The organism is Pseudomonas kielensis (assembly GCF_030505375.1).
GTDB classification, from domain to species: domain Bacteria; phylum Pseudomonadota; class Gammaproteobacteria; order Pseudomonadales; family Pseudomonadaceae; genus Aquipseudomonas; species Aquipseudomonas kielensis.
In genome coordinates this window covers 5,204,180-5,224,070 of the sequence record NZ_CP130043.1, presented here as the reverse complement: position 1 = coordinate 5,224,070, position 19,891 = coordinate 5,204,180, and the positions used below count along the sequence as shown (strand labels likewise).

15 protein-coding genes and 2 pseudogenes are annotated in these 19,891 nt (G+C 60.3%); 8 read left to right on the top strand and 9 right to left on the bottom strand.

Annotation, left to right across the window (positions count from 1 at the left end; all coding sequences use genetic code 11):
- Positions 1 to 262: 262 nt before the first annotated feature.
- Positions 263 to 5,134, top strand: coding sequence for an NAD-glutamate dehydrogenase (locus tag Q1W70_RS24235; protein ID WP_166591173.1), 4,872 nt, complete (start codon positions 263 to 265; stop codon positions 5,132 to 5,134).
- Positions 5,135 to 5,191: 57 nt separating this feature from the next.
- Here Q1W70_RS24235 and Q1W70_RS24230 read toward each other — a convergent pair whose 3' ends face one another.
- The gene (locus Q1W70_RS24230; RefSeq protein WP_367186791.1) at positions 5,192 to 6,343 is read right to left on the bottom strand and encodes an ISL3 family transposase; all 1,152 of its coding nucleotides are present in this window, start codon (positions 6,341 to 6,343) and stop codon (positions 5,192 to 5,194) included.
- Between Q1W70_RS24230 and Q1W70_RS24225 the strand changes: the two genes are divergently transcribed.
- The gene (locus Q1W70_RS24225; protein ID WP_256669976.1) at positions 6,266 to 6,487 is read left to right on the top strand and encodes a hypothetical protein; all 222 of its coding nucleotides are present in this window, start codon (positions 6,266 to 6,268) and stop codon (positions 6,485 to 6,487) included. The two genes, Q1W70_RS24230 and Q1W70_RS24225, sit on opposite strands and share 78 nt — an antisense overlap.
- A 112-nt stretch (positions 6,488 to 6,599) precedes the next feature.
- Here Q1W70_RS24225 and Q1W70_RS24220 read toward each other — a convergent pair whose 3' ends face one another.
- Both Q1W70_RS24220 and Q1W70_RS24215 read right to left on the bottom strand, forming a co-directional pair.
- The gene (locus tag Q1W70_RS24220; RefSeq protein ID WP_182340274.1) at positions 6,600 to 7,157 is read right to left on the bottom strand and encodes a hypothetical protein; all 558 of its coding nucleotides are present in this window, start codon (positions 7,155 to 7,157) and stop codon (positions 6,600 to 6,602) included.
- A 125-nt stretch (positions 7,158 to 7,282) separates the two neighbouring features.
- Positions 7,283 to 7,579: an antibiotic biosynthesis monooxygenase family protein gene (locus Q1W70_RS24215; protein ID WP_166592827.1), complete on the bottom strand. Its 297-nt coding sequence runs from the start codon at positions 7,577 to 7,579 to the stop codon at positions 7,283 to 7,285.
- A 237-nt stretch (positions 7,580 to 7,816) separates the two neighbouring features.
- Here Q1W70_RS24215 and Q1W70_RS24210 point away from each other — a divergent pair, with 237 nt between their 5' ends.
- Entirely contained in the window at positions 7,817 to 8,338 is a 522-nt protein-coding gene (locus Q1W70_RS24210) for a GNAT family N-acetyltransferase (RefSeq protein WP_166592826.1), read from the top strand.
- A gap of 1 nt (position 8,339) precedes the next feature.
- On the opposite strand, the gene Q1W70_RS24205 is transcribed toward Q1W70_RS24210, so the two are convergent.
- Positions 8,340 to 9,032 carry an aspartate/glutamate racemase family protein gene (locus tag Q1W70_RS24205; RefSeq protein WP_166592825.1) on the bottom strand — a complete coding sequence of 231 codons (693 nt, stop codon included), beginning with the start codon at positions 9,030 to 9,032 and terminating at the stop codon, positions 8,340 to 8,342.
- Between the two features lie 151 nt (positions 9,033 to 9,183).
- Between Q1W70_RS24205 and Q1W70_RS24200 the strand changes: the two genes are divergently transcribed.
- Complete coding sequence (locus Q1W70_RS24200; RefSeq protein ID WP_166592824.1) at positions 9,184 to 9,678, top strand: hypothetical protein; 495 nt, start codon at positions 9,184 to 9,186, stop codon at positions 9,676 to 9,678.
- Positions 9,679 to 9,690: 12 nt separating this feature from the next.
- Here the strand turns inward: Q1W70_RS24200 and Q1W70_RS24195 are convergent, their stop codons facing one another.
- Together Q1W70_RS24195 and ccoN are read right to left on the bottom strand one after the other, a co-directional pair.
- Entirely contained in the window at positions 9,691 to 9,912 is a 222-nt protein-coding gene (locus Q1W70_RS24195; protein ID WP_166592823.1) for a cbb3-type cytochrome c oxidase subunit 3, read from the bottom strand.
- Between the two features lie 15 nt (positions 9,913 to 9,927).
- Complete coding sequence (gene ccoN, locus Q1W70_RS24190) at positions 9,928 to 11,355, bottom strand: cytochrome-c oxidase, cbb3-type subunit I (protein WP_095168790.1); 1,428 nt, start codon at positions 11,353 to 11,355, stop codon at positions 9,928 to 9,930.
- 332 nt (positions 11,356 to 11,687) lie between these two features.
- On the opposite strand from ccoN, the pseudogene Q1W70_RS24185 reads away from it, so the two are divergent.
- Together Q1W70_RS24185 and Q1W70_RS24180 are read left to right on the top strand one after the other, a co-directional pair.
- Positions 11,688 to 13,359: pseudogene (locus tag Q1W70_RS24185) on the top strand (nitrite/sulfite reductase).
- On the top strand, positions 13,356 to 13,865 hold the full coding sequence (locus Q1W70_RS24180; RefSeq protein ID WP_166592821.1) for a DUF934 domain-containing protein: 510 nt from the start codon (positions 13,356 to 13,358) through the stop codon (positions 13,863 to 13,865). Before Q1W70_RS24185 ends, Q1W70_RS24180 begins: the two are co-directional and overlap by 4 nt.
- A 114-nt stretch (positions 13,866 to 13,979) precedes the next feature.
- Here Q1W70_RS24180 and Q1W70_RS24175 read toward each other — a convergent pair whose 3' ends face one another.
- The gene (locus Q1W70_RS24175) at positions 13,980 to 16,334 is read right to left on the bottom strand and encodes a tetratricopeptide repeat protein (RefSeq protein ID WP_185819210.1); all 2,355 of its coding nucleotides are present in this window, start codon (positions 16,332 to 16,334) and stop codon (positions 13,980 to 13,982) included.
- A gap of 220 nt (positions 16,335 to 16,554) precedes the next feature.
- Here Q1W70_RS24175 and Q1W70_RS24170 point away from each other — a divergent pair, with 220 nt between their 5' ends.
- Positions 16,555 to 17,226 (top strand): DUF3313 domain-containing protein, encoded by a 672-nt coding sequence (locus Q1W70_RS24170; RefSeq protein ID WP_166592819.1) that lies wholly within the window; start codon positions 16,555 to 16,557, stop codon positions 17,224 to 17,226.
- A 153-nt stretch (positions 17,227 to 17,379) separates the two neighbouring features.
- Here Q1W70_RS24170 and Q1W70_RS24165 read toward each other — a convergent pair.
- Positions 17,380 to 17,583, bottom strand: a pseudogene (locus tag Q1W70_RS24165) (haloacid dehalogenase-like hydrolase); the annotation flags it as partial.
- 230 nt (positions 17,584 to 17,813) lie between these two features.
- Positions 17,814 to 18,971, bottom strand: a complete 1,158-nt coding sequence (locus tag Q1W70_RS24160) for an RHS repeat-associated core domain-containing protein (protein ID WP_495675377.1) — start codon at positions 18,969 to 18,971, stop codon at positions 17,814 to 17,816.
- A 247-nt stretch (positions 18,972 to 19,218) separates the two neighbouring features.
- Here Q1W70_RS24160 and tpx point away from each other — a divergent pair, with 247 nt between their 5' ends.
- On the top strand, positions 19,219 to 19,719 hold the full coding sequence (tpx, locus tag Q1W70_RS24155) for a thiol peroxidase (protein ID WP_166592817.1): 501 nt from the start codon (positions 19,219 to 19,221) through the stop codon (positions 19,717 to 19,719).
- Positions 19,720 to 19,891: the final 172 nt, after the last annotated feature.

Here is a 19,891-nt window from a genome sequence, read left to right as displayed (position 1 = left end):
ATCGCAAGCACGGGCCTTGCCGCACTCGTTAAGCTGCGCAACGGATGGACACCTGTAAAGACATTGCCGGGTTGCCCGGCAGTCGTTTTTGCAGATGCCCATCCTTGGAAGGTGAATGTGACCTGAGTGTCTCGTCCAGCTTCACCCACCTGTCGCCCTGTTTCCTCTGCCCGAGAATCAGGAGCCGGGTGACAGGTTGCCCCGAACAGGGGTTTTGCACGCGACGCTTCCATCAATAACAAGCCCAAGCGGAGTACCACAGATGGCGTTCTTCACCGCAGCCAGCAAAGCCGACTTCCAGCACCAACTGCAAGCGGCACTGGCGCAGCACATCAGTGAACAGGCACTGCCACAAGTGGCGCTGTTCGCTGAACAATTCTTCGGCATTATTTCTCTTGATGAACTGACCCAGCGCCGGTTGTCCGACCTCGCCGGCTGCACACTTTCCGCCTGGCGCCTGCTTGAGCGCTTTGACCACGCGCAGCCGCAAGTGCGCGTCTACAACCCTGACTACGAACGCCATGGCTGGCAGTCGACCCACACCGCGGTCGAAGTGCTGCACCACGACCTGCCGTTCCTGGTGGACTCGGTGCGTACCGAGCTGAACCGTCGTGGCTACAGCATCCATACCCTGCAGACCACCGTGCTGAGCGTGCGTCGCGGGGCCAAGGGCGAGTTGCTGGAAATCCTGCCAAAAGGCACCCAGGGCGAAGGCATCGAGCAAGAATCGCTGATGTACCTGGAAATCGACCGTTGCGCCAACGCCGCCGAGCTCAATGTCCTGAGCAAGGAACTGGAGCAGGTACTCGGTGAGGTCCGCGTGGCGGTCGCCGATTTCGAGCCGATGAAAGCCAAGGTCCAGGAGCTGATCGACGGCGTCGACACCAGCCAGTTCACCATCGCCGCTGACGAGAAGGGCGAGATCAAGAGCTTCCTCGAATGGCTGGTGGGCAACCACTTCACCTTCCTCGGCTACGAAGAGTTCGTGGTTCGCGAAGACCAGGAAGGTGGTCACATCGAATATGACCAGGACTCCTTCCTCGGCCTGACCAAGCTGCTGCGCGCCGGCCTCACCGCCGAAGACCTGCGCATCGAAGAATACGCCGTGAACTACCTGCGCGAAGCGACCCCGCTGTCGTTCGCCAAGGCGGCCCACCCAAGCCGGGTGCACCGTCCTGCGTACCCTGACTACGTGTCGATCCGCCAGATCGATGCCGATGGCAACGTCATCAAGGAATGCCGCTTCATGGGCCTGTACACCTCCTCGGTGTATGGCGAAAGCGTGCGGGTGATTCCTTACATCCGCCGCAAGGTCGAGATCATCGAGCAGCGCTCTGGCTTCCAGGCCAAGGCCCACCTGGGCAAGGAACTGGCCCAGGTGCTGGAAGTACTGCCCCGTGACGACCTGTTCCAGACCCCGGTGGACGAGCTGTTCAGCACCGTGATGTCGATCGTGCAGATCCAGGAACGCAACAAGATCCGCGTGTTCCTGCGCAAAGACCCTTACGGTCGTTTCTGCTACTGCCTGGCCTACGTGCCACGCGATATCTACTCCACCGAAGTGCGGCAGAAGATCCAGCAAGTGCTGATGGATCGCCTCAAAGCCACCGATTGCGAGTTCTGGACCTTCTTCTCCGAGTCCGTGCTGGCCCGTGTGCAACTGATTCTTCGGGTCGACCCGAAAAACCGCATCGACATCGATCCGCTGCTGCTGGAAAAAGAAGTGGTGCAGGCCTGCCGCAGCTGGCAGGACGACTACGCCAGCCTGGTGGTGGAAAGCTTCGGCGAAGCCCACGGCACCAACGTGCTGGCGGACTTCCCGAAAGGCTTCCCGGCCGGCTACCGCGAGCGTTTCGCCGCGCATTCGGCCGTGGTCGACATGCAGCACCTGCTGAGCCTGAACGAAAAAAATCCGCTGGTGATGAGCTTCTACCAGCCGCTGGGCCAGGTCTCGGGCCAGCGCGAGCTGCACTGCAAGCTGTATCACGCCGACACCCCGCTGGCCCTGTCCGACGTCCTGCCGATCCTGGAAAACCTCGGCCTGCGCGTGTTGGGTGAGTTCCCGTACCGCCTGCGCCACAACGGTGGCCGCGAGTTCTGGATCCACGACTTCGCCTTCACCGCTGCCGAAGGCCTGGAACTGGACATCCAGCAGCTCAACGACACATTGCAGGACGCGTTCGTGCACATCGTGCGTGGCGATGCCGAGAACGATGCGTTCAACCGCCTGGTGCTGACCGCCGGCCTGCCATGGCGCGACGTGGCGCTGCTGCGTGCGTATGCGCGTTACATGAAGCAGATCCGCCTGGGCTTCGACCTGGGTTACATCGCCAGCACCCTGAACAACCACACCGATATCGCTCGCGAGCTGACCCGGTTGTTCAAGACCCGTTTCTACCTGGCGCGCAAACTGTCGGGCGACGATCTGGAAGACAAGCAGCAACGCCTGGAACACGCGATCCTCAGCGCCCTGGACGACGTCCAGGTGCTCAACGAAGACCGCATCCTGCGTCGCTACCTGGACCTGATCAAGGCCACCCTGCGCACCAACTTCTACCAGACTGACGCCAACGGCCATAACAAGTCGTACTTCAGCTTCAAGTTCAACCCGCACCTGATTCCAGAACTGCCAAAGCCGGTACCGAAGTTCGAAATCTTCGTTTACTCGCCGCGCGTCGAAGGCGTGCACCTGCGCTTCGGTACTGTGGCGCGTGGCGGCCTGCGCTGGTCGGACCGTGAAGAAGACTTCCGCACCGAAGTCCTGGGCCTGGTAAAAGCCCAGCAAGTGAAGAACTCGGTCATCGTGCCGGTGGGCGCCAAGGGCGGCTTCCTGCCGCGTCGCCTGCCACTGGGCGGCAGCCGTGACGAGATCGCGGCCGAGGGCATCGCCTGCTACCGCATCTTCATTTCGGGCCTGTTGGACATCACCGACAACCTGAAGGATGGCGCCCTGGTGCCGCCGGCCAACGTCGTGCGCCATGACGACGATGACCCGTACCTGGTGGTGGCGGCAGACAAAGGCACTGCGACCTTCTCCGACATCGCCAACGGTATCGCCATCGACTACGGCTTCTGGCTGGGTGACGCGTTCGCTTCCGGTGGTTCCGCCGGTTACGACCACAAGAAAATGGGGATTACCGCCAAGGGCGCGTGGGTGGGCGTACAACGTCACTTCCGCGAACGCGGCATCAATGTGCAGAAAGACAGCATCACCGTGGTTGGTGTCGGCGACATGGCCGGCGACGTGTTCGGTAACGGCCTGTTGATGTCCGAGACCCTGCAACTGGTGGCGGCGTTCAACCACCTGCACATCTTCATCGACCCGAATCCTACGCCTGCCAACAGCTTCGCTGAACGTAAGCGCCTGTTCGATCTGCCACGTTCGGCCTGGTCGGACTACGACACCAGCATCATGTCCGAAGGCGGCGGGATCTTCTCCCGTAGCGCAAAAAGCATCGCGATTTCCCCGCAGATGAAAGAGCGCTTCGACATTCAAGCCGACAAGCTGACCCCGACCGAACTGCTCAATGCCTTGCTCAAGGCACCGGTGGACCTGTTGTGGAACGGCGGTATCGGGACGTACGTCAAGGCCAGCAGCGAAAGCCACGCCGATGTCGGCGACAAGGCCAACGATGCACTGCGGGTCAACGGCAACGAACTGCGCTGCAAGGTCGTGGGCGAGGGCGGTAACCTGGGCATGACCCAACTGGGTCGTGTCGAGTTCGGCCTCAATGGCGGCGGCTCCAACACCGACTTCATCGACAACGCCGGTGGCGTGGACTGCTCCGACCACGAAGTGAACATCAAGATCCTGCTCAACGAAGTGGTGCAGGCTGGCGACATGACCGACAAGCAACGCAACCAGTTGCTGGCGAGCATGACCGACGAAGTCGGTGGCCTGGTGTTGGGCAACAACTACAAGCAGACCCAGGCCCTGTCCTTGGCAGCCCGTCGCGCCTTGCCGCGGATTGCCGAATACAAGCGCCTGATGAACGATCTGGAAGGCCGTGGCAAGCTGGATCGCGCCATCGAATTCCTGCCGTCGGAAGAGGCCATCAACGAGCGCGTTGCGGCAGGCCATGGCCTGACCCGTGCCGAGCTGTCGGTGCTGATCTCCTACAGCAAGATCGACCTCAAGGAGCAGTTGCTGGGCTCCCTGGTGCCGGATGACGACTACCTGACCCGCGACATGGAAACCGCTTTCCCGCCGACCCTGGTGAGCAAGTTCTCCGAAGCCATGCGTCGTCACCGTCTGAAGCGCGAGATCGTCAGCACCCAGATCGCCAACGACCTGGTCAACCACATGGGCATCACCTTCGTGCAGCGACTCAAAGAGTCGACCGGCATGAGCCCGGCGAACGTGGCCGGCGCCTATGTGATCGTGCGCGACATTTTCCATCTCCCGCACTGGTTCCGCCAGATTGAAGCGCTGGACTACCAAGTCAGCGCCGACGTGCAACTGGAGCTGATGGACGAGCTGATGCGCCTGGGTCGCCGTGCCACGCGCTGGTTCCTGCGTACCCGTCGCAACGAGCAGAACGCGGCGCGTGACGTGGCGCATTTCGGTCCGCACCTGGCAGCCCTGGGCCTCAAGCTCGACGAGCTGCTGGAAGGCCCGACCCGCGAAGGCTGGCAGACCCGCTACACCGCCTACGTCGATGCCGGCGTGCCGGAGTTGCTGGCGCGCATGGTTGCAGGCACCAGCCACCTGTACACCTTGCTGCCGATCATCGAGGCCTCGGATGTCACCGGGCAGAACGCCGCGGACGTGGCCAAGGCCTACTTCGCCGTGGGCAGCGCGCTGGATATCACCTGGTACCTGCAACAGATCAGCGCACTGCCGGTGGAAAACAACTGGCAGGCACTGGCCCGTGAAGCCTTCCGTGATGACGTCGACTGGCAACAGCGGGCGATCACCATCTCCGTCCTGCAGCAGGGCGACGGCAGCCTGGATGTGGAAACACGCCTGGCCCTGTGGATGGAGCAACACGAAGGCATGATCGATCGCTGGCGTGCCATGCTGGTGGAAATCCGTGCCGCCAGCGGTACCGACTACGCCATGTACGCGGTGGCCAACCGTGAACTGCTGGACCTGGCGTTGAGCGGTCAAGCGGTAGTGCCTGCCACTGCCTGATTGAGCGCTGAATAAGAAAGCCCCGTATCGAGAGATGCGGGGCTTTTTTATGGTTCTTCACGGATTACCGGGAAAGACGCTCTTGATCTTCATGAAAAAGAACTCGCTATCCCGGTAACCGTACGCCATCCGTTTGATGACCTTTATTCGATTATTTATTCCTTCCAACTGACCGGTGTGCATCGGCCAGCGAACCCGGCTGACGATGCCCCGCCAGTAACTCTTTAGCCGTTTGGCGAACTGGATCAGTGCCGGTATTTCGCTTTCATGCGCATGGCGCAGCCATTGCTTCCAGGCCGATCGCCAACCCCAAGCGGTGCTCGGCGTCCAAAGCGTTTTGAGTTCAGTCTTCATCAAATAGACCTTCATCAACGCGTGGTTGGCCGCCAGCAGATCCTCCAAGCGGACCTGTTGCTCCGGTGTTTTCAGGTTCTGCGGGTTGCGCAGGAGCAGCCAACGCGCCTGCTTGATGACCTGTCGGGCCGGCTTGTCATGACGCAGTCGATTGGCTTCGTCGACACGAACCCGATCAATCACCTCTCGGCCATACTTGGCCACCACATGGAAGAGATCGTAGACCACTCGCACGTTGGGACAGTGCTGACGAACCTCCAGGTCAAAAGCGGTGTTCATGTCCATTGCCACCGCTTCGATTCGGGCGCATCCCTCTGGCCCCAGTTCTTCGAAAAACGGCCTGACCGCCGCCCGGCTGCGGCCTTCGCCGATCCACAGCACTCGTCGTGTATCCGCATCCAGCACCACACTGGCGTAACGATGGCCCTTGAACAGGGCGAACTCGTCCATCACCAGACGCCGTGGTTGCGCCTTCGGCAGATCGCTCAATGCCGCTTGCAAGGCACGACGCTCCAGCAACCGAACGGTGTCCCAATGCAGCCCAAACATCTGCGCCACGTGCAGCGTGGGAAGGCGTTCACAGGCTTGAATGACCGCCTCTGCCAGACGCCGCGTCATGCGGGCATAGCGATCCAGCCAACTGACGGCCTCCATGCGTTTACCACAGTCGCGGCAACCAACGCGTCGGAGCAAAACGCTCAGGCGCACCGCACGACCGAGAATGGGCAAATCACGAATGACTCGCTCGCAATACTCATGCGTGGTTGAACAGGGTTTTTGGCACCCGCCACAGGAAGGGAATCGGGTGGCGTGGGGTGTCAGATCGATCTGGAGGGCGTCACCATCAGGCTTGATCGTGACGACAGAAAAGCCCTCCCAAAAAGGAAGGAAAGTATTAATATCGCGCATAAGAACGCCGGTTTGTTAGATGTGTTTGCTCGCACGAACATCATCAATCAAATCGGCGTTCTTGTTTCTGTGTTTCCCGGGATTCCGTGAAGAACCTTTTTTATTAGGTGCGATATATATGTATTGTTTGGCGCGTGACTTGATGCGTGCGGTAGAACTTGCCTCGAGAGTGGTTGATTAGCCGATGCGGGGACCTGTCAGGCTAAGCGGGGTTTCGTTCAATGATGTTCAGATTGAATGTTGTGGTTTCACCGAGGCTGCCGTGAAAGCAAAAACGGTTGACCGGTGATTTCCACCGAAACTTCCTGATAATTCCGGCTCCTCGGGCGCGTAGGTAAATCGTGGGATTGTCAGTTTTCAGGTCGTCGAGGGTAATAATGTTGTGGCGGCCATCCAGTAAGTTGAAAGACGTCGTGTCGCCACCGGCGGCTGGAAAGGCTCCCAGGACGCCATCGTTGTTTTTACTGATGTACTTGTCCTGGTACGGTGTGCTGAGGATTTGCAGGTTGTAATAGTCGTCATAACACCTGAAGTGCACCAGAAGAGCAATTGGATCCTCTCTCGCGCCCACAGCGATCGGGCGCACCTGCTCGCTGAGAGGGTCATAGGATTCAAGGGTGGTAATAGTGTTGCCCCGCAGTGTTTCATAGTCATGGTTCAATTGAAGAAAGGCTTCACTCAAGACCTTTTCGAGAAAGGTCATGGCGACGCCATTGCAATCAATCCGTGCAATGAAGGAACGTTCCTTGTTTTTGCTCATGTGCCAATCCTTTGTTTTGTTGTTTCGTCTGCTGGTACCTCCAAGACTATCGTGACTGTAATCGAGTGGTTTGTGGGAAGCGCTGCGTTGATAGTGAGGATTCATCCGCTTTATAGGGGCGATGTTTACGATTCAACTATCGGCAAGTTGTTGCAGTCGACGCTACTGGCCAGTCGGCTGTCGAGCAAGGTGATGCAACCTTGCATTTCGGGACAACAGTAGTGCGCCTGCAGGGCGGCTTCCGATTGCCAGTGGGTGCTGACGGTCCCGCGATTGTCATCTTCCGGGCAGCGGTCGAGCATATAGGTGTCGCTTCCCGGAAGCTGGCGCAAGGTATCGACGATCTGCTGTAAATGCTTACCCAGCTCATCCGAGCAGCCGTCGGCCTTCAGCTGGTGCGTATTGATCCTTTCGGTGGGCATCGCACACGCTCCTCAATCAAGCCGCACGGGCCTTGTACAGGGTGGAGTGACGTTTGTGCAGGATAGGCCCGCAAAGTGGCGAGGCCAACAGCCAATTGGCAGTAAAGGCCCCCAGCCAATAGACCCCAGGCGACGGGCTTGCGGGGTCCCACATGGGTATTGGGTGCAATGCCAATCGTCATGGGGGGGATGAACGGTTTAGACTCAGTGGCCCATCGTTCTCAAGGAAGAATCACTATGTCGAGCATCGACTCCATCATTGCCATCGAGCGTTTCAGCGAAGCCCACATCGAGGGCATTACCGCGCTGTACAACGATCCGGCGGTTGCCCGCCAGGTCCTGCAGATGCCGTTTCAATCGACTGAGGTCTGGCGCAAGCGCCTGGCCCCGGACAACGAACGGGTGGTGCAGCTGGTGGCCCTGCATCAGGGACAGGTGATCGGCAATATCGGCCTGGAACAGATTTCAAGGATTCGGCGCAGCCACTGCGCCAATATCGGCATGGGCGTGGCGCAAGCCTGGCAAGGTCAGGGCCTGGGCAGCCGCTTGCTGGCGACGGTGCTGGATCTGGCGGACAACTGGATGAATGTGCAGCGCGTGGAATTGACGGTGTATGCCGATAACCAGGCGGCGATCGGCTTGTACCGCAAGTTCGGCTTCGAGACCGAAGGGCTGCTGCGCCAGTATGCGGTACGCGATGGCGCACTGGTGGACACCCTGGCCATGGCGCGCTTGCGCCACGGTCCCAAGGCGGACTGAGTCAGTCTCCGAGGGCGAAAGCCACCGCCGCACGGGCGTGCAACTCGGTGGTGTCGAGCAAGGGCAGGGCGCTGTGCTCAGGTTTGATCAGCAGGCTGATTTCCGTACAGCCAAGGATGATCGCCTGGGCGCCGCGCGCGGCCAAGGCCTGGATCACCCGCTGGTAGGTGGCGCGTGACTCCTCGCGGATGACCCCCACGCACAGTTCGTCGTAGATGATCCGGTGCACCGCCTGGCGGTCCGCCGCGTCCGGCACCAGCACCTGCAGCCCGCGAGCGGTGAGCCGGTCCTTGAGAAAATCCTGTTCCATGGTGAAGGCAGTCCCCAGCAGGCCGACGCTCAGGTGGCCGGCATCCTGTGCCGCTTGCCCGGCCGGGTCGGCAATGTGCAGGAAAGGCACCGTAATGGCGTCCTGGATCTGTCCGGCCACCTTGTGCATGGTGTTGGTACAAAGCACCACGCACTCGGCACCGCCGGCTTGCAGGCGGCGGGCAGCGTCCACCAGGATCTGCGCTGCATCGTCCCAGCGTCCGGCATGCTGGGCTTGTTCGACCGGCCCGAAGTCGACGCTGTACATCAGCAGGCGCGCCGAGCGCAGAGGCCCGAGGCGGTCTCGTACCTGCTGGTTGATCAGACGATAGTATTCGGCGCTGGACTCCCAGCTCATGCCGCCGATTAGGCCGATGGTGCGCATGCGGTGCTCCCGTTGATGGCTGATTTGAGGGCCTACAGTGCCCGCGATTGGCGGGCGCTGCAATCGCTCGTCCGGCGGTTAGTCGTACGTGCGCCGCGCACATCTGCCATGCTCAATGTCCGCAACACCGGTTTATCCAAGGAACAGCGCAATGGACGACGTACAGCAACTGGGTGAGATGCTTCGCCACTACGCAGAAAGCGAAGCGCACAAGAAGCAGCTGTTTGAGAACCAGTCGGCCGTCTGGGCCACGCGTATCGCTGAGTTGTTCGACCAGATCGAGCAGTGGCTGGCGCCAGTCAAGGCGCCCAACCTGCTGGAGGTCAGCCGTGAGGCCTACGTGGCGTTTGGTGCGAGCGTCCCGGTAGAGAGCTCGACCTTCAACACCGAGAAACTGAGCATCCTGATTGCCGGCAAGCCGGTGGAGTTCGTGCCGGAGGTGATGGGCGCAGGAGGCTTGATTTCGCTGGCGGTGATGGGCTTGACCGCCGCCCGCTACGGCAGCGTGTCGCTGGTGTGCCAGCCGCCCTCGAGCGGCTGGCAGTGGCGCAAGACCAACGGCCTGAAAGACCCCGATACCTTCGCCTTTGACGCAAACTTCCTGGCCCAGCAGCTGCAGAGCCTGATCCCCCGCGAACGCGGTTGATCGCCGCCGCGATCAGACCTCCATATTGCCCCAACCCGGTTGCGCCTGCGGCGGCGCGACCGCGTTGATGGTCTTGCCGGTGGCCTGCTCCACCCGCCGCGCCACTTCCGGGTCATCGGCAAAGGGGATCAGGCTTGCGTCATCCAGGCTCTTGGCGGTCTGGTGGCGCAGGCAATACTCGATGGCGAACCACAGGAACGCCACGCCCAGGCCATTCATGACTATCTCGAACATCACAGGCTCCTTGCCTCAGGCAATCTGCGCTTCACGTTCGGCCATCCGCACGTCGGCCACCCGCACGGTACGCCAGGTGTTGTAGGCCATCAGCAACATGCCGCTCAAGAAGAACACCCCGCCGACAAACCGCACGATAAAGCCTGGATGGCTGGCCTGCAGCGCCTCGACAAAGGAGTAGGTGAGGGTGCCGTCGTCGTTGATCGCGCGCCACATCAGGCCCTGGGTGATGCCGTTGACCCACATCGAGGCGATGTACAGCACGGTACCGATGGTCGCCAGCCAGAAGTGCGCGTTGATCAGGCCAATGCTGTGCATCTGCTCGCGGCCGAAGATTTTCGGAATCATGTGATAGGTGGCGCCGAAGGTGATCATCGCCACCCAACCCAGGGCGCCGGCATGCACGTGGCCGATGGTCCAGTCGGTGTAGTGGGAGAGGGCGTTGACCGTCTTGATCGCCATCATCGGTCCCTCGAACGTCGACATGCCGTAGAACGCCAGCGACAACACCAGGAAGCGCAGGATCGGGTCGGTGCGCAACTTATGCCAGGCCCCGGAGAGGGTCATCATGCCGTTGATCATGCCGCCCCAGCTCGGCGCCAGCAGGATCAGCGACATGGCCATGCCCAGCGACTGCGCCCAGTCGGGCAGCGCGGTGTAGTGCAGGTGGTGGGGGCCGGCCCAGATGTACAGGGTGATCAAGGCCCAGAAGTGCACGATCGACAGGCGATAGGAGTACACCGGGCGCCCGACCTGTTTCGGCACGAAGTAATACATCATCCCCAGGAAACCCGTGGTCAGGAAGAAGCCCACCGCGTTGTGGCCGTACCACCACTGGACCATGGCGTCGGTTGCCCCGGAGTACACCGGGTAGGACTTGAACCAGTCCACTGGAATCGACAGGTGGTTGACCACGTGCAGCATGGCGATCACCACGATAAAAGCGCCGAAGAACCAGTTGCCGACATAGATGTGCTTGGTCTTGCGCTGCACCACGGTGGTGAAGAACACGATCGCATAGGCCACCCAGACCACGGTCATCCAGACCGCGCCGGTGAACTCGATCTCGGCGTATTCCTTGGTGGTGGTGTAGCCCAGCGGCAGGGTCACCAGCATGCTGACGATCACCGATTGCCAGCCCCAGAAGGTGAAGGCCGCGAGCTTGTCGCTGTACAGCCGCACCTGGCAGGTACGTTGCACCGCGTAATAGCTGGCGGCGAATTGTGCGCTGCCGGCAAAGCCGAAAATCACCAGGCTGGTGTGCAGCGGGCGCAAACGCCCGAAGGTGGTCCAGGGCAAATCCAGGTTCGCCTCCGGCCACACCAGTTGCGAGGCGATCCACACGCCCATCGCCATCCCGATAACGCCCCATACCACTGTTGCCACGACGAATTGGCGGACCACCTTGTAGTTATAGGCCTGTCCGATTGTAGCTGTGCTCATGGTCAATGCTTCCACGGTTGCAAAGTCTTGCCAGGCCACCCGGTCTGGCATGGGTCGAACTGTAGGAAACCGTGAAGAAACAAAACAGGCTCAGAAAAACTGCATTAATGCGGAGCAGATTTTTCCCGTGTCTGCGGTGATCTGCTGCGAGCTGATATGGTTTTTTAGTTTTTAGCTGAATCTTTAACGCGCTGAGCTGTTGTCCCATAGTCCTCCTCACACAAGAACCCCGCCCAACTGCAACTGCGTTCTTCGTAGCAGCCGAACTCGCGATCGCCGTTCGCCGTAGCAGCTGTCGAGCTTGCGAGGGTCAATCCTGATGAGGTAGCGACATGTATCAATACGATGACTACGACCGGGCCCTGGTATTGGAGCGGGTCGCGCAGTTTCGCGATCAGGTGCAGCGGTTCATGGCCGGTGCCTTGAGCGAGGAAGAGTTCTTGCCGTTGCGCCTGCAAAACGGCCTGTACCTGCAAAAACACGCCTACATGCTGCGGGTCGCCATTCCCTACGGCACCTTGAGTGCCCGGCAGATGCGCACGTTGGCCAGCATTGCCCGGGACTATGACCGTGGCTACGGGCACTTCACCACCCGGCAGAACCTGCAGTTCAACTGGATCGAACTGGCCCAGGTGCCGGACATCCTCCAGCGCCTGGCCGAGGTCGAGATGCACGCGATCCAGACCTCCGGCAACTGTGTGCGCAACATCACCACCGAAGCCTTCGCCGGCGTGGCGGCCGACGAGCTGATCGACCCTCGGCCGCTGGCTGAAATCCTGCGGCAGTGGTCGACCATCAATCCGGAATTCCTGTTCCTGCCACGCAAGTTCAAGATCGCCATCTGTTCCGCCGAGGAAGATCGCGCGGCGATCATGATGCACGACATCGGTCTCTATCTTTACCTCGACGAATCGGGGCAGATGCTGCTGCGGGTGATCGTCGGCGGCGGCCTGGGGCGCACGCCGATCCTCGGCCTGCAGATCCGCGAGGGCTTGCCTTGGCAGCACCTGTTGTCCTATGTCGAAGCGGTGTTGCGGGTCTACAACCGTCACGGCCGGCGCGACAACAAGTACAAGGCGCGGATCAAGATCCTGGTCAAGGCCCTGGGGATAGAAGCCTTTGCCCGGGAAGTGGAAGAGGAATGGCAGCACCTCAAGGACGGTCCGGCGCAACTGACCGAGGCGGAGTACCAGCGTGTCGCCAGCGCCTTCGTCGCCCCGCACTACGCTCAAGCTGGCCGACACCGACCTGGAATTCGGGACGCGCCTGGCCGACAATCCGGCCTTCGCCCGCTGGGTCTCGCGCAACGTGCAGCCGCACAAAGTCGCCGGCTACGCCAGCGTGGTGCTGTCGACCAAACCCGGGATCAGCGCGCCGCCGGGCGATGTCAGCGACCAGCAGATGGACGCTGTCGCCCAATGGTCCGAGCGCTTCGGCTTCGCCGAGATCCGCATTGCCCACGAACAGAACATCGTCCTGCCGGATGTCCCCAAGCGTGACCTCTACGCCTTGTGGTGCCTGGCCAGCGAGGCAGGGCTGGGTACGTCCAATGTCGGGCTGCTGAGCGACATCATCGCCTGCCCGGGCGGCGACTTCTGCGCCCTGGCCAATGCCAAGTCTATCCCCATTGCCCAAGGGATCCAGGCGCGCTTCGATGACCTGGATTACCTGCATGACCTGGGGGATATCAGCCTGAACATTTCCGGCTGCATGAATGCCTGCGGTCATCACCATATCGGCAACATTGGCATCCTGGGGGTCGATAAGAACGGCAGCGAGTGGTACCAGGTCACCCTCGGTGGCTCCCAGGGCAAGCACAGTGCATTGGGCAAAGTCATGGGGCCCTCGTTCAGCGCTGCCGAGGTGCCGCAGGTGATCGAGCAGATCATTGCCACCTTCGTGCGTTATCGCGAACCTGAGGAACTGTTTGTCGACACCGTGCAGCGCATTGGCCTTGAGCCGTTCAAGGAGCAGGTCTACGCGCAGCAGGAGGGGACAGCATGAACAACCTGCTGCGGTTGCGCGACGGGGTGGCCCGGCGCGAACCGGACGACCGCTGGACCTTGATCAAGGACACGAGCGGCGATGTGCCCAGCGGCCCGTTGATATTGCCCCTGGGGCTGTGGCTCAAACGCCGCATCGAGCACCATCCGGTGTTCGACGCGGTGTGGCTGGGCCCGGACGACGAAGTCGAAAGCCTCGCGCCCTGGCTCAACCGGTTGCCGATGATCGCCCTGGAGTTCCCCAACTTTCGCGACGGTCGCGCCTACAGCCAGGCGTACCTGCTGCGCACCCGCCTGGGTTGGGCCGGGGAGTTGCGGGCGATTGGCGATGTGCTGCGCGACCAGTTAAGCCACATGCGCCAGTGCGGGTTTGATGCGTTTGCCGTGCGCGAAGACAAATGCGCCGATGACGCCCTCAAGGGGCTGGCGGGCATGAGCGTGACATATGGCCGCTCGGCCATCGAGCCAAGGCCCTTGTTTCGCCGACGCCAGCCGAGCGATGCCTGAGCCCCGGTAGGCGCGAGCTTGCGATGGCGGTGTGGCAGGCACAATCGATGTTGAATGGACCGGCCCCATCGCGGGCAAGCCCGCTCCCACAGGCTGCCGGCAAGGTGTGTGCGGTCACTTCAGCGCCGGGTCTTCCGGGTTGAGTTTCTTCCAGCCTTGCAGCAAGACCTGAGCCTTGGGTTCCTGGCCGTTGTCCAGGTAGTACTGGATCAGTGCCAACCGGGCGTTGCGGTTGGCCGGTTGTTGTTTGATCAACTGCTCCAGTTGCGCGCAGGCTTCGTCGATCTTGCCACCTTCGTACAGGGCCACGGCCAGCACATAGCCGTATTGCGCATTCAGCGGTTCCAGGCGGGCGGCGTTGCGCAAGGCGGGCATGGCTTGCGCGGTGTTGCCGGCACGGATCAGGGCCAGGCCCTGGGTGTGCTGGAGCAGCGCCGAGTCCGGGTGCGCCTTGAGGCCTTGGGCCAACAGCGCCTGGGCTTCCTGCGCACGGCCGCGGGATTCCAGCCATTGCACCAGGGTCACCAGTGCTGGGAAGAAATCGCCATCGCGCTGGATCGCCGCACGCAACATCGGCTCGACTTCGGCGGTTCGTCCGCTGGCCTGATAAAGCATTGCCAGATTGAGGTTGGCTTCGGCGCGTTCGAGCAGGCTCAACTGGACCTTTTCGTACTCAGCGATGGCCGCATTCCAGCGCGATTGGGCAGCACCCAACGAGTTGCTGGCCGCCAGCAGATCACGGGCGGCGGCGATGCGCACGGCCTTGACCGGGTCGCTGAGCAGGGGGGCGTAAAGCGGTACGCGCTCTGGGGCCGGGAGGAAACCGCTGACCGCGCGTATCGCGCTTTCACGCACCTGGGGATCGCTGTTGGCCAGGTCCTTGGTCGCCAGTTTCAGGGCTTGCTCGCTGGGGTACAGCACCAGTTCGGCCAGCAGGGTGGCGCGCTGGATGGCGGGCAGGTTGCTGCGCTGCAATTGCTCGTACAGCGCTTGGGCGGCGCCCGGTTGGCCGTTGCGGATCAGCCACAGGCTTTCGTCATAGCGCGGTGCCTGGGCCGTTGGGTTGGCGTTCCACAGTTTGAATTGCGCTGTCACCGCGTCCCCGGCCTTGCCCTGATGGCAGGTCAGGCAAGCATCCGGGGTGCCGAGCTTTTTCGCGCGTTCGGGGTTGGGAATGCTGAAACTGTGGTCATGGCGAAAGTCGTTGCCCATGTAGAACTTGCCCGGCATGTGGCAATCCACGCACTGCGAGCCGGGCTGGCCTGCGGCATGGCGATGGTGTTCGGGGGAGTCATAGTCCTTGGCTTGCAGGCCCTTGCCGTCGACGCCCGGGACAGTGGTCTTGCCGGCCGTGTTGTGGCATTGCAGGCAGACCCCATTGCCCGGCGCCTTGAGTTCGTTGCTATGGGGGTTGTGGCAGTTGCTGCAGCGCACCCCCTTGTCGAACATCTTGCTCTGCAGGAACGAGCCGTGTTCGAACACTTCATCCTTGATCTTGCCATCCAGGGCGTACAGCTCGCGGGTCAGTACGCTGGGCAGGTAGTCGTCCATCAGGCGCTTGCCGACGGTAAACCCATCGCCCAGGGGCGCACGCCGAGAGTGACAGCGGGCGCAGGTCTCGATCTCGGTGGTGGCGTTCTTGTCCTTGAGGTCGACGGCAAAGCCTGCGTGGATCAGGTCGCCTTTTTTTGCCGCCCATTCAAGGTGATTGGAGGCAGGACCGTGGCACGCCTGGCAACCGACCCCCAAGCTGTTCCACTGGCTGGCAAAGGTGTTGGTCGCGGCGTCGAAATTGCGTTGGTAGCCGGTGGTGTGGCACTCCACACACATAAAGTTGGCGTTCTGGCTGGGTTTGCTCCAGTGCAACGGATTCTTGAAACTCACGCCCTGGCCCGGATAAAGGTGAAACCAGCGGTTCTTCTCGGTATCCCAGGCCACGCCCAAGGCTTGCAGACGGCCTTCACCGACTTCGATCAGGTACTGCTGCAGCGGCGCGATACCGAAGGTGTAGGCCACCTTGAAGTCGGCGTTCTTGCCGTCGGCACCCGGCGCGTTGACCCAAAAGCCGGCGTCCTTGCGAAAGAAGCGGGTGGTCTCGTTCTCGCCCTTGAAGGTGCTGTCCTTGAAGTCGGCCAGCACGGTGTGCTCGTCGGCGACCTGCATCGCCAGTTGGTGGTGGGAGCCTTGCCAGTCCTTGACCTGCTCGGTGTGGCAACCCTGGCATTGCTGCTCGTCGACCATGCGCGCCGGTGGCGCAGGGGCGGGGGCGGCTACCGGAGGTGCCGGGGTAACGGCCACACTCGGCGTCACATAGGGCGCGGGTGTTGGTGTGCTGGCGAACAGAAACCAGCCGAGGCCGGCCATCACCAGCAGCAACAAGCCAGCGGTGGCGGGAAACAGGTAGCGGGATATCAGGGGGGGGAGCGAATCTGGGGCAGGTGAAATCGAGTTCTTCTTATGCTTGGGCATCACGACTTCCGTAGTCCAGAGGCGCTGGCCATTAAGGCAGGCTTTTTGTGCTTTCGTGCAGCTTTGCTGCATGGGGTGCGTCTGTCAAATGGCGCTTGTGATTGATCCTACGGTTGTTTGTGAATTTTCAGAGCGTGTCACAGCAATCGTCTTAACTTTTGGCTATAACTGTTACTCCGTTTGCCAGTGCCGTTGTCGTCCTTCTGACAGGAGTTACCGAATGAAGCTTGCCCTCATGATGAGTACGCTGTGCATTGCCTCCCTTGGGGTAGTGGGGTGCTCCAGCACGATCACCAAGCCGGAAGACTATTCCGGGTTTCTCAAGGACTACAGCCAGCTCAAGGAGGCCAAGTCGCCGTCGGGCGTAGACGTGCTGCGCTGGGTCGACCCCAAGCTCGATATCAACAAGTACTCCAGTGTCTATGTCGAACCCACCCAGTTCTATCCGCAGCCCAAGCCGACGGTGAAAATCCCGCAAAGCACGCTGTCAGGTATCACCCGCTACTACGACCAGGCGCTCAAGCGTGAGCTGGGCAAAAACCTGCCATTGGCCAACGCCCCGGGCCCGGGTGTCATGGTAGTGCGTGCGGCGATCACCGCCGTCAGCAGCCAGACCGAAGGCTTGAAAGCCTACGAAGTGATCCCGATTGCCCTGGTGGCAGCGGCCGTCAGCACCGCAACCGGTATTCGCGATCAGGAAACCGACCTGGCGACCGAAGCCGTGTTCCTCGACGGCGGCAACAACAAGGTGATCGCCCAGGTGGTCCGCAAGGGCACCGGCAGACCGCTGGAAAACGACTCGCAAGTCATGACCGCCAACGACGTGAAAAACGTGGTCGATGGCTGGGCCCACGACCTGGGCCAGTCGTACATCAAGCTCAAGGCCAAGTAAGTTCCTGGAGGGGAGCGAGTCGGCTCGCTCCCCCATCCCACGGCCGACAAGCTGCTGCAGACCCTGGCGATTGGTGACCGAGGTGGTTCGCTGCCGAACTCACCCCCACATCCTGCAAGGGCCGGCGTACGGTCGCCTGGACATAGGTCCTGCTTACTTCTTTTGCTCCGGTGTGCTGGTGTCGAACGGGTAGATTCGGCTCCATTCGGTGCTCATGTCGACGACACTCCAGCCGCGTTTGTTGGCTTCATCCAGGGCCTTGTCCAGGCGACCGATGTTCGACTGCCGGTCGTAGGCCCATTCACGCTTTGCATCGGTATGGTGCACCAGGCCCATGAACCTCTTGCCCGGGCCGGCGAAGTGCGTCATGAAAAGTCCTTATCGTGACCGGGGTTCAAGGCGCGTAAGGTCGATGAGTGCGTCGCGCTAGCGGTTACAGCCCTGTGCTGCAGCGTAGCCAAGGATTGCTTGAATTGCGGAGCTTGTGTTTTGCTGCTTTCAGGTGAGTGCGCTGGACATCGTTGGCGTTCATCGAGGTATGGAGTGGGGCGGTGGCTTAACTCGTTGATGAGGACGTAGTCTAACTACTACCTAACGGGCGATCTGGCTCTTGGGCGGCGGAGACGTAAAACATTCAATTCTGTCGTGTGTGTTGTGATGTATTCCGCTCGATTAAGTACCGTTCGATGAAGACTGATAAGGTTGATTTTTTTTATGGTTGAATCGGTCGACGACATCATTTGATGGGTGTAATGACTTACCGCGCTGTCGAAGTGCTTGGTGTACAGATAAGTGTCTCCACCATTGGGTAGTAAAATTGGCTCCCCTACTTGGGGGATGCCACCTTTGAATTGAAATGCCTCTGCATTGTTATTGAAATAATTGAAGTGTCTTCTTGATTCTTCTGCGCTTTGCATTCGGCCAGGGGTCAGCGAATACCTGAGACTCTGACTATTAAACAGATTCTCTGCATCGTTTATCAATTTTATATTTTGTGCGGGAAGCCGTGGGTCGCTCATGTGCTGGATGGATTTTTTAAACATTTCTCTGGCAGGATCTGCTTGGGTTCTTTTTACAAGTGCCGGTAGCCCCGTGTTGTTGTTGATCGTTGGTGCTGATGGCTGTGGTAGTGGAAAATATTTGAATAAGTACGCTAGAAAAGATCCGGGGGCATGCCCCGAGGGGTCTTGTAGGTTTATAGGATTGCAGGAGCAATATGAATAAGTATTAAATCCTCCCTCTCCAAATGGACTCCAACTGTCCGGGCTATTAAATCGCATCAACACTGGATTAAACGCCCGGTATCCATTCCCTAGCAGGTAGTGCCCGGTTACCGGATCCCGCCGTTCACCATTGAACCCGAGCAGGCTCAACAATCCGCTTTCGGCGGGGTGATGACCATAGGGTGCATAGGCGATGGGATGATGTGTATCGCTGCTAAGCGCATGTAGCACCGAACGTTGCCGATCGGTGGCCAGCAATGTTGCTGCCACGTGCTCCCCGTTGCGCTGTTGTTGCGCCAGCAATTGGTCGTCGTGCTGAACCACCGTGTGCCACAGTAGCCCTTGGATTTGCGTGGCCAGTCGCGTCTTGCAGTAAAAACGTTGCAGCGGTGACCGACCGGACGGTGAGGTAGCGACGAGTCGGTCCAGTGGGTCGTAACGGTAGTGGCAGAGTACGAAGGCCCGGTCTGAATGCATGACGCTAAACCCTCGGTGCTTATAATCATGGGTCTTTAGGTTCAGCGTTGGCGCCAGCGTTGTCTACTGGCAGAACTGCTAGGGAACGCTCTGCGCGCGGGGTGGGCCGGATTTTCATTGCCGATGCAGAGACCGCAAGTCGTACCCATTCCAGGGGCGTACTTCGCGGTCAGTGCGAGGAATTGCCTGACAGCTTGCCGGGGTAGGCTCACCGGCGCATTCGTGGTTAACTTTGGCTCCTCGCAACATCAGACGATAGTTCTTAACCACTGCATTTATAAGGATACTGTTCATGGCTCAAGTCACTCTCAAAGGCAACCCGGTCCAGGTCAACGGTCAACTGCCACAAGCCGGTTCCAAGGCGCCAGCCTTTTCCCTGGTTGCCGGCAACCTGTCGGACGTGACCCTGGCGGACTTCGCCGGCAAACGTAAAGTGCTGAACATCTTCCCAAGCGTCGACACCCCGACCTGCGCGACCTCCGTGCGCACCTTCAACGCCCAGGCCAATGACGTGGCCAACACCGTGGTGCTGTGCATCTCGGCTGACCTGCCATTCGCCCAGGCACGTTTCTGCGGCGCCGAAGGCCTGGAAAACGTACAGAACCTGTCCACCCTGCGTGGTGCCGAGTTCATCGAAAACTACGGCGTAGCAATTGCCGACGGTCCACTCAAGGGCCTGACTGCCCGTGCCGTGGTGGTCCTGGACGAAAACGACAACGTGCTGCACAGCGAACTGGTGAAAGAAATCGCCGAAGAGCCTAACTACGCAGCAGCGTTGGCCGTTCTCAAGTAACAGGCTTTACAATTATTCACGGCCTGGCACTGTCCAGGCCGTTTTCATTTGTGCTTCAGTCATTTAGCAAACACTCGCAAAAGTCAGCTGAAGGTAAATTGCCGGTAAAGGCGCTTTGCTAAAAGGCCTCTAGTGCTTATCTTTCAGCCTCCCGTATAAAGATGCCCACGCG